Genomic DNA, 16,262 nt, shown 5'->3' with positions numbered 1-16,262 from the left:
ATTAATGCCTTTAATATAAACCATATTGAGAAACGAGGAAACCATCATGTTTAGAATGAAAAATTCAATCAGAGAAAATAACAGTATTTTAGTCTTATCTGAAATCATTAATCAGCCGGAAATTTCACGGGCAATGATTTCTGAATTAACCGGTCTTAACAAGGCTACAGTATCAGAAATTGTCAGACGACTAATCGATGACGATTACGTGATTGAAATCGGTCCTGGTAAAAGTACCTCTTCTGGTGGAAGACGCCCCATCCAGCTGACAGTCAATAAAAAAGCAGGTGTCTCCATTAGTTTCGAAGTTCGTTACGACCGGATCAGTTATCTGATTACATCCCTGGACGGCGAAAAACTGGATTACACTATAGAAGAAAGTGAAATGAACAAAGATAACATAGTAGACTTCATTACTGAAGTTGTAGAAGAAGTGAAAGCCTCCATTGGAGACATTCCCTTCGGTATTATCGGGGTTACAATCTCTATACACGGTATTGTTCATGAGAATAAAATTGAGTTTACCCCCTATTTCGACCTGGATCAAATTGACCTGGTCTCATTATTGAGTGAACGGCTGGACATGCCAGTTTATATAGAAAACGAGGCGAATCTTTCTGCATTAGCTGAAGCTGCTTTCGATAATGAACATAAAAGTCTGGTCTCTTTCAGTGCACATACCGGAATTGGAGCGGGTATTATACTAGATGGAAAACTGCATCGCGGGTATAAAGGGCGTGCAGGAGAAGTCGGTCATACTGTACTCTATCCTAACGGCACCAGTTGTCCCTGTGGCAATCAGGGGTGTCTTGAACAATACTGCTCAACTAAAGCTGTTGTCCGTAAATTTCAAATATTAAAAGGCGACCCTTCTTTGACCTTTGATGATCTTATAGATTCATACCATCAGAAAGACTCCTCTACATTGAACATGATTCTTCAATTCGCCAAGGATTTCGGGATCGGTCTGATGAATGTGATCGGCAACTATGACCCTGAAGTTGTTTACATCAACTCTGAACTCCTAGAGGAAATACCAGAACTGATCAGTCTTCTTCAGCATTACTTGAGCATGACCATTTATAAAAACGTCCCATTAAAGCAATCCATTTTAGGTAAGAAAGCCAGTTTGTATGGTGCGACTGTCATGAACCTCCAGGAATTCCTGCATGTTGAAAATGTTGAATTCAGTCTGAACATGGAAAAAGTACTGGAAGTTTAATCTAAGCTCATTGCTTTACAATAAAGAACTCTCCCTATGATGAACGAGTCAGCTCGTCGCTCATAAGGAGAGTTCTTTATTTAGTCGGTTAGTTACATTAGTTCAGTGCTTTTTTCAACGTCTCTCTGATTGCGCCTGGTCCTTCAGTCAACTGATACAGATAGTCCACTACAGTCTCTGCAAGGCCTGATTCATACAGGTCGACAGCAAATATATCCTGCCGCATCAATATCGGTTTAACCACTTTATTTAACGTTTCTTTGTCCCTTTCTCCCAACTTGACTGCACTCAGGATTGGCGTCAATTCTTCAAGCAGTGGGTCCGGACTTAATTCCAGCTCATTCCCTTCATCATCAACCTGCATCAGGTAACGCAGCCATCCTGCTAATACAAGGGGGATAAATGTCAGCTGCGTGACGTCTTTATCCTCAGCGTCTATATAGGACTGCATAGTCTTACCGTAACGGATCGAGAGTTTCTGAGAGGTGTCAGTTGCAATCCGTTGAGGTGTATCAGGCATAAATGGATTTGGGAAACGGACATTGATGACCTCATCAATAAAGGCTTTAGGATCCAGTATTTTCGGATCGACGACAACCGGCAAACCTTCATCGTACCCTATTTTTCTGATTAAAGCCGTCAGTTCATCATCTTTCATTTCTTCATGTATGGAGGTATGACCCAGTAGACAACCATAAATAGCTAAAGCTGTATGAAGAGGATTCAAACACGTGGTGACTTTCATCGTTTCTGCTTTATCCACCGTTTCACGGTCAGTAAAGATCACGCCTGCTTCTTCCAAAGGAGGACGGCCATTTGGGAACGTATCTTCAATAACTAAATACTCTGCTTCTTCAGCATTGACGAATGGAGCAGTATAAGTGTTTTTTGAAGTGATAATCGTCTCCGTATCTTCAAATCCTTCTTCCTTCAAGATGGCTTGAACATCCTGGTCTGGTCGAGGCGTAATTTTGTCAATCATGCTCCACGGGAAAGACACTTTATCTTTATCGGCTACATAGTCTTTAAACCCGTCATCGACTAGTCCTTCTTTTACCCAGACATCGACAAACTCAGTAACAGTAGCCTGCAGTAATGCCCCATTATGGGAGGCGTTATCCATAGAGACTAAAGCAATCGGTGCTGCAGACTGTTTATACCGCTCGTAAAGTAAGGCTGTTAATTTACCCATATAACTTACAGGTCTAGACGGCCCATTTTTAAAGTCATTTTGAACATCCCCCATGACCTCTCCGCGGGGATTGACCAGACTGTATCCTTTTTCAGTGATTGTAAAACTGACCATCTGAAGAGAAGGCGCTTTAAAGATGTCTTTCAACCGGTTAAATTCAGCTTCGTTTTCACTGTCCATTCTCAGCGATTCTACAACTGAACCGACAACTGTTTTATCAACTGATCCATCTGCTTTAAGCGCGACCAGTAAACTGAGTTCATTATACGGTCGGTAGGCTTTTTCAATGATTTCATAGTCAAACCCTTCACCTACAATAATCCCTTTATCCATTTTCCCTTCATTCAGTAACCGGTGATTCAGCATAGCCGGGAAGGCTCTGAAAATATTACCAGCTCCCAGATGCAGCCACGTCGGATTTTTTTTAGTCTCTTTAGTTACTTTTTCACGGTCATAGGTAGGAACTGCATACCCTTTTTCTTCCCAAACTTTCGTAGTAGTTAACCCATTATTTGATAATTTCATATTCTTTCTCTCCTTTTTTAGTTTGCTAGTAATTGAAATCCTTCAAAGTTGAACTGACTTCCCGGCAGAAACACAAAAGTTACTGTTCCTTTACCTGTTAGTGCGGTCAGATCATACAGTTTACTTTCTGTGTCAGCCGTTTCAGTGAACTCTACAACTTGATTGACCGATTCACCTTCCTCGTTTTCAAAGCGCACGTGAATCGTATTCTTATCGATTGGTGAATGACCGATCAGTCTGATTCGTCTGACTGACTGATCCTTAAAGTCCATATCTTCAAATACGAGGGAGACATTGTTTCCAATATTCTGAACCTGGGTATCTGTTTTGTTGAAGGCATCTCCATATATCGCGTCTGCGGCTAAAGCAGCATTATAGGCAAATGCACGACTGACTTCTTCAAAGTAAAACCCTTTTAAATGGACTTTCGCCTGCATGACAAAATACAAAGAGGTGATGCCTCTGAGCGTTTTATTCAGTTTGTACGTTTCTTCCTGATATACATTCCACTTGGATTCTTTCTGGTAGACTGCATTGGTTAGGTGAATGCTATCTTGTTGTGAAGGATCCCCCTCCCATATTTCGATCGTGTACTCTTCACTGCTTAATGCAAAGATCGGTAGTGTGATCCTGTCTGATCCGTATTTCCCGAAATCAATGTCGTGAAAACCGATGACCGTTTCTCCGTCACGGCTTGTGGCCACTCCACGTTCGTTCCCGTTTGAAACGTCTCCTTTTGAATCATCAAATAATGACCCGGAGATCAGTGCATACGGATTTTTATAGGCTGTTCCCATACCAGTCACTTCCATGTCCAGCTCGGAAATAAGTTTGATTTTGTCCGTCCCATTTTTTGAAGTACACCTGACTCTGAATGCCCCATCCCCTTTTGCAGAAACATGAGCTTTATTTCCGTTGAAGGTCAAGGAAACGTTTGTCGCTTCTACTCCTGCATCATTGACAAGACTCCACTCTAAATCAGTATAGGAAGTGTCAATGGGAAAAAGGTGTGCATTTACTGTCAGATCGGTGTTTTCAGGCGATAGAATCCTTCCTGAATCACTTAACAGTTCTAATTTTCGAACCGGTATTTCATCCAATAGACCTGTATTGATTGGCTTATTGGTGTTCGATTGTAAAACCTCACGTTCAATCGGCTGATCTGTTTTGATAGCTGACAACTCAAGATGCGAAGTCTCAAGCCCTTTAGATTCTGCTTTAAGGGTAATGGAACCCTCAGCACCTGTTGCCTGAATGATGGCCATGGCTTTCCCACTGAAAAGGCGGCGGGATATCCCTTTATACTGATCATAATCAGTACTGTCTCCATTGTCATAACCCACCAGACGGCCAGAACCCGAAACAGTGAGATTCACTCTGTTCACAGCATTTTCTACCGGATTGTCATCTCCATCCACTGCACTGATCTCCACAAAAATCAGATCCTGTGCATCTGCCAAAAGTTCTATTTTATCAGGAGTTAACTTGATAGAGTGTGCATCCTTGAATGACTGCCGAACCTGTTCTAAAACTGGCTTACCATCATGATCGTAAGCAATTGCTTTAAGTTCACCCGGTTCATATGCAACCTGCCAGGTAGGTGTGATGTTTTTATCCGTTTCATGGTTTATTTTTTTGTCACCCATTTTAGTTCCATTTAAGTACAACTCGACTGCTGGTGCATTGGTCGCGACTCTGACATCGATTGTCTGACCCGGATTAAAATCCCAATAAGGGAACAAATGAAGAAGAGGTTTTTCTTCAAACTTGACCCAGGCAGACTGGTAAATAAAGTACGAATCTTTTGGAAAAGTCGCTGTATCGATTTGTCCGAAGTACGCGTTTTTCGTATGATAGGGAGTCGGTTCTCCAATATAGTCAAATCCGGTCCAGACGAACTGCCCCATTGAGTATGGACGGTCCCGTTCTCCTGTTAAAATAGCTTCAGGTGATTTCGCCCCCCAGCTTGTTGAACTGTTGCCCAAAGCTGAACACTGCTCATCATCATCTGCCAGTACGGATTGATGATAGGGAAAATGATAAATCCCCCTACTTTGAACGACAGAACCTGTTTCACTTCCATAAATTACCCAGTCCGGATGTTCTTCATGCTGTTCATCATAGTACTTCTCACCGTAATTGTATCCAACGATTTTTACGAGATCAGCACATTTTTGTGCGTTTTCCCATGGCATGTAATTGGATCCCAAAGTAACCAGTGCATTCTCTTTAGGGTCAAATTCAGTTACCCAGTCAGTCAACTGTCTAGTCAAAGTCAATCCTCTTTCATCTGCATGGGTATCGTAAATTTCATTCCCGATTGTCCACAATAGTAGACTCACGTGATTACGGTCTCTTTTGACCCAGCTTTTCACATCAAGGTAAGCCCAGTCTTTGAAAAAACGTGCATAATCATAGGCCGTTTTTGATCGTTCCCACATATCAAACGACTCAGAAGCAATCAGAAAACCAACTTCATCTGCCAGTTCCATCAATTCTTTCGCCGGCATATTGTGCGAGGTCCGAATAGCATTGACTCCCATTTCCTTAAACAGTTTCATACGGTGGCGCATAGCGTTTGGATTAAATGCTGCACCCAGAGCCCCCAGATCGTGATGCTCACAAAACCCTTTTAACTTGTAGGCTTCACCATTTAATAAGAGTCCCTTATCCGGTAGCATTTCAGTTGTTTTAAACCCGACATTTCGAGACTGTGATTCAAGTAATTCGAAGGTATCTTCTAGTTGAATCAGCGTCTCCAGTGAGTATAGCTCTGGAGATTCCGGTGACCATTCATTCACGTTCAGATCCGTTAACAAAGACGTGACCGTTTCACTTTTTGTGACAACCGCACTACTTTCAGCTACTACTTTTTCATTTTTACTGAGCTTATGAGTCAATATAACAGGATATGATATATCACTCCCCATTACAATATCCGTATCAATTTCTAGTGTATACATCTGGCCTGTTTTAGTGGTCGACACATAGATACCATCGCTTTCTATATATGTAGACCCTCTTTGAATCAACCAGACGTTTCTGAAAATCCCTGCTCCCGTGTACCATCTGCTATTGGGTGCCTGATGAACTACTTTCAGTTCAATACTATTCAGTCCTTTTTTCAGATGTTCGGTGAGATCGAATTCGAATGCCGAATAGCCATACTTCCATTGGCCAACTTCATTCCCATTTACATATAAAGTAGAGTCCATATAAACACCATCAAAGCGAATGGCAACATGGGGTGTTTTTCCATCGTATTCCAGTTCTTTTCTATACCACCCAACACTATCCTGGTATAAGTCCTTCGTATCTTCTATTAACCAGTCGTGAGGTAATTCTACTGGTTCAAATGTGTTCGGTTTAGTGTGACTTATTCCTTTTACTTTTGAAAAAGTCCATCCTTTCAAAAGTAGTGTTCTAGTATTCAATAAACTGCCTCTTTTCTGTAAAATAAGGTACTTAAAACTTACTGTTTGTTCAGTTTTTAAACAAACTCTTCTTCAATAAGAGTAGTCTTTTTTGGAAACGATGTCAATAGAAAAAGTCGGCAATGATACCGTCTCCAATGTGCGGTAATTCTCAGTCAGCATGTCTTCATAAGATAGTGATAATGACTATAAAAGCATGGTTCCTTTCCTTTGCTTAACTTGGTATGGTCCAGTTTTACTATCCTATAACTAAGAAGGATATGGTAAACTAGTTTAAAGGAGGGTGATGATCCATGAAAATTTTAGTCGATGCAGACGCCTGCCCGAGAAAAGATGACATCATAAAAAAAGCCAACGAGTATCAGCTGTCTGTGTTGCTGGTGTCCAGCATTTCCCATTATTCTACTAAAGAATTACCTGACAGGGTTGAACGCATATGGGTAGATAAAGGAAGTGATCAGGCAGATTTCAAAATCATGCAGATGGCTCATCCAACTGACATCATTGTGACTCAGGATTATGGCTTAGCCTCTATGCTGCTGCCGAAAAATTGTCGTGTCCTGCATCATGAAGGATACGAATATACGATTAGTAGTATTCAGAAACTAATCGACGGTAGACATTTAGCAGCTCAAATGAGACGACAATCTAAAAAAAATAAAGCGAAGAGTTTGAATCCGTTCGCTGATGAGACACAATACCCATTCGATGAACTGTTACGAAAAGTGATTGAGGAACAACTAGAACTTAGTGAAAGGATCGATCAGTAAAGTGATTACCATTGGCCTAACGGGATGGAGTGACCATGAGCTGATACAGAGAACCCGGTCGAAAAAGCTGGAAGATTACGCCAGTCACTTTCCTGTCGTTGAGCTGGATACCAGTTTCTATGCTATTCCGTCTGAAAAAAATATAATGAGCTGGATCCAGAAAACGCCAGATGTCTTTACTTTTATTCCGAAAGCGTATAACTTGATGACATTACATAAACCTTTCTATCCGGATTTTCCATCCATGGATGATGTGTTTGATGCCTACAAATCAGCTCTCAGAGCTATGACCGAGTCTAATCGGGTTAAGGCTTTCCTTTTCCAGTTTCCACCCGTGTTTGACTGTACGCGAAAACATGTCACCTACTTGAAGTATGTAAGGCTGCATATGGATGACTTGCCTATAGCTGTTGAGTTCAGGAACCAGACCTGGTTCAGTGAGTCGAATAGTGAAAAAACACTTGACCTGCTGAAGCAGCTGAAGTTCGCTCATGTTGTCGTTGACCAGCCTCAAACCCCTAACAATAGTGTGCCAAAAATTGTTAAGTCCACTCATCCAGACTTAAGTGTGTTGAGACTTCACGGACGAAATTACGAAGGCTGGTTAGGAGAAAACGTCACAGACTGGCGGGCAGAACGCACGCTCTATGATTATACTGAGGAAGAACTGTCTGAGTTCAGGCTGATCTGTGAGACGCTCAGTCAAGAATCCCGAGAAGTTTGCGTCATCTTTAATAATAACTCGGGCGGTCACGCAGCGAAGAACGCCAAACGTCTTCAGGAACTTTTGAACTTGGACTACGGCTATCTCGGACCTCAACAGCTGGATTTATTTTAATGAAGGATTCAAATTAATAGTGAACAGATAGTTACGTGTTACTTAACCGTGAGACTTCTCTTTCGTATTGGGAGGACTCACGGTTTTGTCATTGGCAATGAGGGGTATTCTTGTCTATGACAAGAATAGTCTTAATAGATTCTATAGATCCAATGAATAGACAGAAATCGTGAGGACCCTTGCTTGAAACCTTTTAATTGTAGCACTCGATGTCTATTAGGTGAGTGAGATAGACTTATATGGTGCTATTTGTCGGTCTCATGCTGCTAAGTCTTGGTGAGCACTACATATCCCGGTGCTATTTGTCGCTCTCGGTGTCAATTAGGTGAGTGAGTTAGACATATATGGCGCTATTTGTCGGTCTCGTGCTCCTAAGGTTTGGCGAGTGCTACATATTACGCCTCTATTTGTCGCTCTCGGTGTCAATTAGGTGAGTGAGTTAGACATATACGACGCTATTTGTCGCTCTCATGCTCCGTAGGTTTGGTGAGTGCTACATATTACGCCTCTATTTGTCGCTCTCGGTGTCAATTAGGTGAGTGAGTTAGACATATACGACGCTATTTGTCGGTCTCATGCTTGTATGATTGGTGAGTGCTACATATTACGCCTCTATTTGTCGCTCTCGGTGTCAATTAGGTGAGTGAGTTAGACATATACGACGCTATTTGTCGGTCTCATGCTCCGTAGGTTTGGTGAGTGCTACATATTACGCCTCTATTTGTCGCTCTCGGTGTCAATTAGGTGAGTGAGTTAGACATATACGACGCTATTTGTCGCTCTCACGCTCCCAAATCTCGATGAGCACTACATATCTCGGCCCTATTCTTTGATCTCGTTTAAGATTAACATCTAAATGCCTTATGTATCTCATAAAAGAAAAAAGATCATGCGGAAAAGTGCGATTTAAGGTTAAGACCAAAAACGACAAAAAAGGACTACTGTGATGAACTTTAAATGTTCAGTCAGCAGCAGTCCTGTTATTTCGATTTACATTTAAATCAGATTTTTCCTGAAAAATCATCTTCTTCGTTTTGTACTAGGTCCTTGGTCGCTTTTTCCTGATGAGTTTCATCAAAGCATTGGAAGCACCATATAAAGCAATACCAACCGATGCCCCAGCCGTATCGATCACGACATCTAGGAAGAGAGCGGTCCGCCCGGGAACGAAGTACTGATGGAATTCATCAGAAACAGCATATAAAAAGGACACGACTACAGCAATCCCAAAGGCTTTCCATCCTCTGATATTCGACAAGGTCAATGCGTTCATTAAAAAACTACCGAGAAATAGGTAGACAATAAAATGAGCATATTTCCGTAAGTAGAGATGGATAACCCATCGATTCATTTCGAAAATTCCGAATGCACCGATACGTGGTCTAACCATTGTGTAAAGAACATATACGATTACTGCACTTAGAGCCAAAAACACTGCAAACAGCAGCACTTTCAATAAAACGTGCGATTGTATTTTAACCAGCCAAACCAAAAAGAGGTGATAAAAGATAACGAAAGCTATGATTCCGACGAGCTGCCAATTGGATATGACTTCTCCGCCCAAGCGCATGACGCCGATACTTAATCTTGCAGAATCCTGTGCCGGTTGAGATGAGAACCAGAATATAACACCCATCCAAAATATAACCATCAGCCAGGAAAGAACTTGAGCTAGTCTCAGTTTAAATAATTGCCGATTATTTGCCACCCTATCTCCCCCATTAGTCAAGTGTCTTGTATCAGTAAATCATCAGAAATTAATCAGCCATTTTACCGAACGCCATGATTTTTTTGCCATCAATCCAGACGGTCGGTTCTTTGACCACACAATCAATATGAACGCCTGCTTCTGTCACTCCACCAAACGGTTTGTTAGACCCGAAAGCGATATGAATCGTTCCATACACTTTTTCATCTTCCAGAACGACTCCCGTGAGTTGAGCTGAAGGATTTGTCCCAATACCAAACTCGGCAATGGTGCGCCCATCTTTGTCGCCAAGGATATCCAGTAATTCTTTCCCCTGATGTTCAGTCGCTTCAGTTAAGCGTCCATTTTCGATCGTCAGGACGACTGGTTTTTTCACCATGCCAATTTGAGCGATGGACCCATCGACCACTAACTTACCATTAGCAGAGGTTTCCAGAGGCGCAATGAAAGCTTCTCCAGAGGGGACATTTCCAGCCTGTCCTTTTTCACGGAATACGCCTGTACTGGGAATCCCTTTTCTGTCAGCTACTGAAAAAGTTAACGTCTCATTGTCCTTTTCAATAATGACTTCCGATGCTTTATCCAGCAGTTTCGTAAAACGAGCTGTCAGTTCCTGAACAACTTGAGGGTCAGCTTCGATAGCCCCTTTTTCAAGCATTGACAGGGTAATGCCAGGCATTGTTCCAATTCGGGTGCCACCAGCTGCTGCTTCTTTTTTTGCACGTGTATGCGTAATACTGGCCGTTGTCACACACAAAGCAACATCTGCATCTTTCATAGCTTGAGCAACAACCAACGGCGGCTCCTCTCCAGACTTATAATTTGCAGGAAATTGCAGGAAAACCGTTTCGTTCCCTTTAATACATGCCGCTTCATAAAAAGGCATCGCCACTTGTTTCATATGATCATCCGTTATGATAGCCACACGCTCGTCTTTCTTTAAATCAAAATTATTTTCAAAAACCCTTATAGCATTGTCTATATAGTTTGTCATTTTCTCATCTCCTATAATTCAAAGAATTTAGCTTACCTCTATTCTACCAAAATGAGCCGATTTTAACATCCTAATTCATTATAACTGATTCCCGTGACTATTCTTTGAAGAATAGACTCTTAGGGTGTACACTGAATGAAAGAATATGAAAGGGTGTTAGTATATGTCAGATAAAATGTACGCTTATGGATTCAGTGATCCAAAAAAGGATCAGGAACTTCCCGATTTTGAGCGAAGAGAAGTTTCCATGCCTAAAGCTAAAGAGAGAGAAATTGTAGTAGACGTTAAAGCAGTTGGAATCAACCCTACTGACCTGGCCACTCGACTGATGAAAAAATCGGATGACGACTCCTTTACTGTGCTGGGACGAGATGTCTCGGGAGTCGTAGTAGCCATAGGAGAAAATGTTTCTCTCTTTAGTGTTGGGGATGAAGTCTTTTACCCAGGAACCAGTAATATTCAAGGGGCACAAGCTGATTACCATAAAGTGGATGAACGAATGGTCAGTCTCAAACCTAAAAACCTGACTTTTGCTGAAGCTGCAGCTCTACCGTTAACTGCTTTAACATCATACGAAGTGATTCATGACCGCCTGCACCTCTTCACTCAGACTGAAGATCCAAGTGACGTCACTTTACTTATTGTGGGTGCTGCGGGTGGTGTCGGCTCTATTGCGACCCAACTGGCTCTAAACTACGGCTTTAATGTGATTGGCACTGCTTCTCGAGACGAATCAGAAAAACACCTGAAGGAGTTAGGTGTCAAGCACATTATTAATCACTCTAAACCTTATCAGGATCAGATCGAAGCGTTAGCAATCGGTACTGTCGATGCTGTTTTTCTGGCTGCAAAGTCCGATGAAAATATTGAAGAAGCTGCAAAAGTGGTCAAACCACAGGGACGTCTTTGCTCGTTACTTCCAATAAACAAACCTCTACCGATGATCTTCTTTTCAAAAAGCCTCACAATCAGTTATGAATTGATGTATACCCGTTCCATTTATGAGACTGCTGACTGGATCAAACAACACGAATATTTAACCGAGCTGAAAAATCAGGTTGAGCAGGGATTCATTCACTCTACCCTCTCTAAACGATTCGATAAGCTAAATGAAGAAACGCTAGCCGAGGCCTACTCTTTACTTCAAACAGAACACACAATAGGTAAAATAGTGTTGGAACATAATTAAATCAGTTACTTTTAATGCAGACTGATATAAGAACAACTAATTAAACCTGTTCTATAAATCAATTATAAAAGAAGAGATACCCCGTTTAAAACAAGGGTATCTCTTCTTTTAGTTTTTAGATTTCTGATCGATCTTATGAACCGCATATAAAAATAGAAAAAAAGGAAAGCTCAGGCTGAAAAAGAAAAACAGCGGGACAAAAAACAATGATAAGCCCAACTGAGCAATGAGTATGATGACGATTCCTGCGCTGTAATGTGGCTGCTTAATAGTCGTTAAGAAAGATTTCATAATCCGTTGTCTCGCATTTAAATGGGTCATGACCAGATACGAATAGGAATAGAAGCAGATAAACAGGGTCAAAACGGACAGAACCGCTAAAGCACCCATTAAGATCGGCCTGATTATTAGATCATCAGGCATTTGTATCAAAATCATACCGTCTACAATCAGCAGTGTAAAAATAATCAGAAACGGCCATCCTCGTTTGAAGCTTCTCAACATATTGTTCTTTACATACCCCATATAATCTAAGCGCCAGCTGACTGTCCTACCCATGAGCTTTCTACTTATACAATAAAAGACGGCTTCAGTGGCAGAAAATATGGGGAAGACTAGTAGTGAAGATAAAATCCATAAGCTATTTAAAACAGCCAGAAATGAAAAGTAATCTGTAAACACGACGATTGCTGATTTAGGTTCCTTACTGATCAGATGCTCCTCAGAATACTGTTCTCTCCCCATTATCCTTTAGTGCCTCCCGTTAAATCCATTCCATCAATAAAGTACTTTTGAGCAAAGAAGAACAGTAATACAGTTGGGATCATGACAAGAGTCGCTCCAGCCATTAAATAGTTCCACTGCGTAGTCGACTGACTTTGAAAACTTTGCAGACCAATTTGCAGAGTGTACCGTTCTTCTCTTGTGATGTATAGTAATGGACCAAGGAAATCATTCCATGCCCCATTAAATGACATAATGCCAACTGTAATGAGTGCCGGTTTGGTCAATGGAAGCATCAGTCTGCTCCAGATATATAAATGGTTGGCCCCGTCTATTTTTGCAGCTTCCACTAACTCATTACTGATCGACATATAAAATTGCCGCATCAGGAAGATAAAAAATGCACTGCCGAAAAAGGATGGCACAATTAGAGGCAGGTAAGTTCCGACCCACCCGATTTGAGTGAATAAAATGTATTGAGGAATCATCGTGACAAATCCCGGTACCATCATCGTCGCCAGAACAAGAGCGAACAGAATGTTTTTACCTGGAAAACTGATTTTTGCAAATCCATACGCTATGAAAGAATTAGATAATACATTCCCTGCAACTACAAAGACCGTTATCAGCATGGTATTGCGCATGTATCTGAAGAACGGAAAAGCCTGTACAGTCTCAATATAATTGCTCCACTGAATTGTTTCCGGAAAAATGGTCGGTGGGAATCTCACGATTTCTTCCATTGGTTTGAGTGAGGTACCTAGCATCCATAATAAAGGTGCGAGTAATACCAGACTGACAGTAATTAATAATACATAAACCAGTACTTTACCGAGAAACTGTTGTCTCTTTCTACTTTTAAAATAATTCCGATGCCATTTAGCGCGAGGTTCTTTTCTAGGTAATACTTTTGAGGTAGCGATAAGCTCTCCTCCTTTCTAAAGATTTAATTTTAATAGTGAACCCATCTTGGAGCCAGCTTCAGATTGATGAATGTGAGGCTCAAAACGATAAGAAAAAGAATCATAGACATCGCCATTGCATATCCCATATTGTAAGCCACAAATGCCTGATTCCACATATGAAGATTATAAAACAGAAGTGAATTGGCCGGCCCTCCGGTTCCACCTTCAGTCATGACATAGGCTTCCTGGAAAATCTGGAAGGCCCCTATTGTAGACGTGACGACATCATAAAATATGATGGGGGTGATCATCGGCAGTGTGATATGGAAAAACTGTCGGGTGAATCCTGCACCATCAACCTCAGCCGACTCATACAATTGCTTGGGAACATTCTGCAGCGTTGCCAGATAAAGGAGCATCGCACCTCCGACACTCCAGAGTCTCATTAGAATAAGTGCGGGCTTGGTCCATTGAGGATCGAACAGCCACGAAGGCCCACTGATGCCGACCCAAGATAAAATTGTATTGATCAAACCTGAGGAAGGTGACAGCAGCTGCATCCAGAGGACATAAACGGCCACCCCTGAAAGGATAGCTGGAAGATAAAAGATAGTCCGGAAAATTCTGATTCCTCTTATTTTTCTGTTCAGCAAAACGGCTAAAAACACACTGCCGATTGCTGTCAACGGTACATTAAACGCCACATAATAAGCTGTATTGTATAGAGACGTCGTAAACAGTTCATCCTGAGTGAACATCCGTCTGAAGTTTGTCAGTCCGATAAAATCCATTCGAGACGTGACATTATAATTCGTAAAACTTCCCACAAATGAGAACAGCATAGGCAGGAACATAAACCCAAAAAATCCAATGATAAAAGGCGAGACAAAAAGTAGTCCCCACCAGGCTTCTTTCTTCTGACCTGCTGTCCACCGCTTCTTTTTTAAGTGTCTCGCTTCCTCAGCTGCCTTCTTGAATCCTGACTGTTTTTCTGTTGCTTTCATTATATTGCCCCCTATCATAAAAATGAAAAAGAGAATGAGGTCATTCCCTTTTAATCATTAATATTAAATCGTTTAACTACTTTGTACTGCTACTGGTTCTGTTCAACCAGATTTTCGACAGAATTTTGTGCATCTTCCAGTGCTTCCTGTGGTGTCTTTTCACCTAAGAACACTGAATCAATTTGTGTATTGATCAGTGAGTGATAGTCCGGCGCCTCAAGAGGAACAGGTGTGATCACTGTCTGTTCAAGGTTCAGATGGGCCATATCGTAAATCATTTGACCCGCTTCATCCAAATCAGGATGCTCCGCCAGATTTTCATTATCCTCAATGTTTGCCATAATATCAAAGCTGTTCATTCCAAACTGTTCCTGAACCTCAGTTGACGTCAAGTAGCTGATGAACTCATACGATTCTTCTGGGTGTGCTGTATTCTCTGGAATCTCCAGAACGAACCCTCCGCCCCAAGACCAGTTCCCGCTGCCTTCTTCTCTTTCTGGAAGTGGCGCGACTCCAAACCTGAAATCATCTGGTGCATTTTCTCTAAGATTCGTGTAGTAATTAATATTCTGTCCTCTCATAGCAACCAGACCCGATATAAATGGATCCGCTACTCCAGAGCCAAATTCAGCTTCGTATTGTGTCACTGTTTCTCTTCCATAATACTCCTGCCATTCCAGTAACCACTCCAATGTTTCCACTTTTTCAGGAGTATTGATCGTGACATTCCCCTCTTCATCAAACCAGGACGTCCCATCATCCGCGTTAAGTGCCCAGACATCAGCCCCTATGTTCCATCTTGGATAAAATCCGATTTGCTCCCAGGCGTTATTAGATCCTTCATCTAGAACACGTGCCATTTCCTCTAACTCATCCCATGTTTGAGGTGGACTGTCCGGATCGAGGCCAGCTTCCTCAAAGGCATCCAAGTTATAAAATAGAACCTGAGTATCTGTATTGAATGGAACGGCATACGCTTCGTCTTCGAAGATTACCGTCTCCCAAAGCTGAGGATAAAACTGATCCGATATGTCTTCTTCATCAATGAAGCTCTGGAGATTAGTTGCCTGATTAGCATCAGCTCTTTGTCTGACGCTGTTGATGTCCTGAACAATGATATCAGGCGCATTACCGCCAGCAATTGCCGCCAGCGATTTGGTCCAGATATCTCCCCATGGTTGATAAACGTACTCCACTGTAATATTATCGTGAGTTTCATTAAATTCTTCCACAATTTCTTCTATTGTATCTCGACGAGGACCGGATCCCCAGAAAGACCAGAATTCAAGCTGAACCTGTTCCTGATCGCCTGATTCTCCATTAGACGCTCCTGTGTCATCGGTAGTCGCCGTATCTCCATTCCCGCAGGCAGCAAGAATCAGTGGAGCTGCTCCAACAAGAGCTCCTCGAGAAATTAGTTTTCTTAAATGTGTAGTAAACAATGGTAGTTCCTCCTTTTATGAAGTCGATGTGAAAAAGTTGTGAGTTAAGTGTGGCACTTGTTCAATTAAATAATAGCCAACTTCTCGTTACTATTCAAATAACACATCTTATTTACTGCTAATTATATTGGGTTTTTCCATAAACATTTGTTATCAAATCAGCCTTTTAAGAATAAAATCGGCCATTTTTAGCATTTTTTTAACCGAACACTTCAATCGGAAATCGAGTAGGAGATAAATGATTAATTCATTTATCGTCCTCTCACACCACCGTACGTACGGTTCCGTATACGGCGGTTCAATATCTTAAGTAAGC

General features: G+C 41.6%; 12 protein-coding genes. 4 read left to right on the top strand and 8 right to left on the bottom strand.

What is annotated here, in order from left to right:
* The first annotated feature begins 46 nt into the window (after positions 1 to 46).
* Positions 47 to 1,222 (top strand): ROK family transcriptional regulator, encoded by a 1,176-nt coding sequence (locus CLV38_RS08070; RefSeq protein WP_106193835.1) that lies wholly within the window; start codon positions 47 to 49, stop codon positions 1,220 to 1,222.
* Positions 1,223 to 1,319: 97 nt separating this feature from the next.
* Here the strand turns inward: CLV38_RS08070 and CLV38_RS08065 are convergent, their stop codons facing one another.
* Together CLV38_RS08065 and CLV38_RS08060 are read right to left on the bottom strand one after the other, a co-directional pair.
* Positions 1,320 to 2,939, bottom strand: coding sequence for a mannitol dehydrogenase family protein (locus CLV38_RS08065; RefSeq protein WP_106193832.1), 1,620 nt, complete (start codon positions 2,937 to 2,939; stop codon positions 1,320 to 1,322).
* A 17-nt stretch (positions 2,940 to 2,956) separates the two neighbouring features.
* Positions 2,957 to 6,373 (bottom strand): DUF4982 domain-containing protein, encoded by a 3,417-nt coding sequence (locus CLV38_RS08060; protein ID WP_106193830.1) that lies wholly within the window; start codon positions 6,371 to 6,373, stop codon positions 2,957 to 2,959.
* A 293-nt stretch (positions 6,374 to 6,666) separates the two neighbouring features.
* Between CLV38_RS08060 and CLV38_RS08055 the strand changes: the two genes are divergently transcribed.
* Both CLV38_RS08055 and CLV38_RS08050 read left to right on the top strand, forming a co-directional pair.
* Positions 6,667 to 7,143: a YaiI/YqxD family protein gene (locus tag CLV38_RS08055; protein ID WP_106193827.1), complete on the top strand. Its 477-nt coding sequence runs from the start codon at positions 6,667 to 6,669 to the stop codon at positions 7,141 to 7,143.
* A gap of 1 nt (position 7,144) precedes the next feature.
* A complete protein-coding gene (locus CLV38_RS08050; RefSeq protein WP_106193940.1) occupies positions 7,145 to 7,981 on the top strand; it encodes a DUF72 domain-containing protein in 837 nt (278 codons plus the stop codon).
* 1,039 nt (positions 7,982 to 9,020) lie between these two features.
* Here the strand turns inward: CLV38_RS08050 and CLV38_RS08045 are convergent.
* A complete protein-coding gene (locus CLV38_RS08045; protein WP_106193825.1) occupies positions 9,021 to 9,689 on the bottom strand; it encodes a VanZ family protein in 669 nt (222 codons plus the stop codon).
* 49 nt (positions 9,690 to 9,738) lie between these two features.
* Positions 9,739 to 10,683 carry an aminopeptidase gene (locus CLV38_RS08040; RefSeq protein WP_106193823.1) on the bottom strand — a complete coding sequence of 315 codons (945 nt, stop codon included), beginning with the start codon at positions 10,681 to 10,683 and terminating at the stop codon, positions 9,739 to 9,741.
* A gap of 163 nt (positions 10,684 to 10,846) precedes the next feature.
* Here CLV38_RS08040 and CLV38_RS08035 point away from each other — a divergent pair, with 163 nt between their 5' ends.
* Positions 10,847 to 11,872: a zinc-binding alcohol dehydrogenase family protein gene (locus tag CLV38_RS08035; protein ID WP_106193821.1), complete on the top strand. Its 1,026-nt coding sequence runs from the start codon at positions 10,847 to 10,849 to the stop codon at positions 11,870 to 11,872.
* Positions 11,873 to 11,980: 108 nt separating this feature from the next.
* On the opposite strand, the gene CLV38_RS08030 is transcribed toward CLV38_RS08035, so the two are convergent.
* The 4 genes from CLV38_RS08030 to CLV38_RS08015 all read right to left on the bottom strand — a co-directional run bounded on the left by CLV38_RS08030 (position 11,981) and on the right by CLV38_RS08015 (position 15,946).
* Positions 11,981 to 12,616: a DUF624 domain-containing protein gene (locus CLV38_RS08030; protein ID WP_106193819.1), complete on the bottom strand. Its 636-nt coding sequence runs from the start codon at positions 12,614 to 12,616 to the stop codon at positions 11,981 to 11,983.
* Complete coding sequence (locus CLV38_RS08025; protein WP_211295442.1) at positions 12,616 to 13,362, bottom strand: carbohydrate ABC transporter permease; 747 nt, start codon at positions 13,360 to 13,362, stop codon at positions 12,616 to 12,618. Before CLV38_RS08025 ends, CLV38_RS08030 begins: the two co-directional genes overlap by 1 nt.
* A gap of 185 nt (positions 13,363 to 13,547) precedes the next feature.
* Complete coding sequence (locus CLV38_RS08020; protein WP_245920565.1) at positions 13,548 to 14,354, bottom strand: carbohydrate ABC transporter permease; 807 nt, start codon at positions 14,352 to 14,354, stop codon at positions 13,548 to 13,550.
* A gap of 239 nt (positions 14,355 to 14,593) precedes the next feature.
* Positions 14,594 to 15,946 (bottom strand): ABC transporter substrate-binding protein, encoded by a 1,353-nt coding sequence (locus tag CLV38_RS08015; protein ID WP_106193812.1) that lies wholly within the window; start codon positions 15,944 to 15,946, stop codon positions 14,594 to 14,596.
* Between the last annotated feature and the right edge of the window lie 316 nt (positions 15,947 to 16,262).

Origin of the sequence: Alkalibacterium olivapovliticus (assembly GCF_003003275.1) — a bacterium.
GTDB classification, from domain to species: Bacteria; Bacillota; Bacilli; order Lactobacillales; family Carnobacteriaceae_A; genus Alkalibacterium; species Alkalibacterium olivapovliticum.
This window is presented reverse-complemented; position numbering and strand designations above follow the sequence as displayed.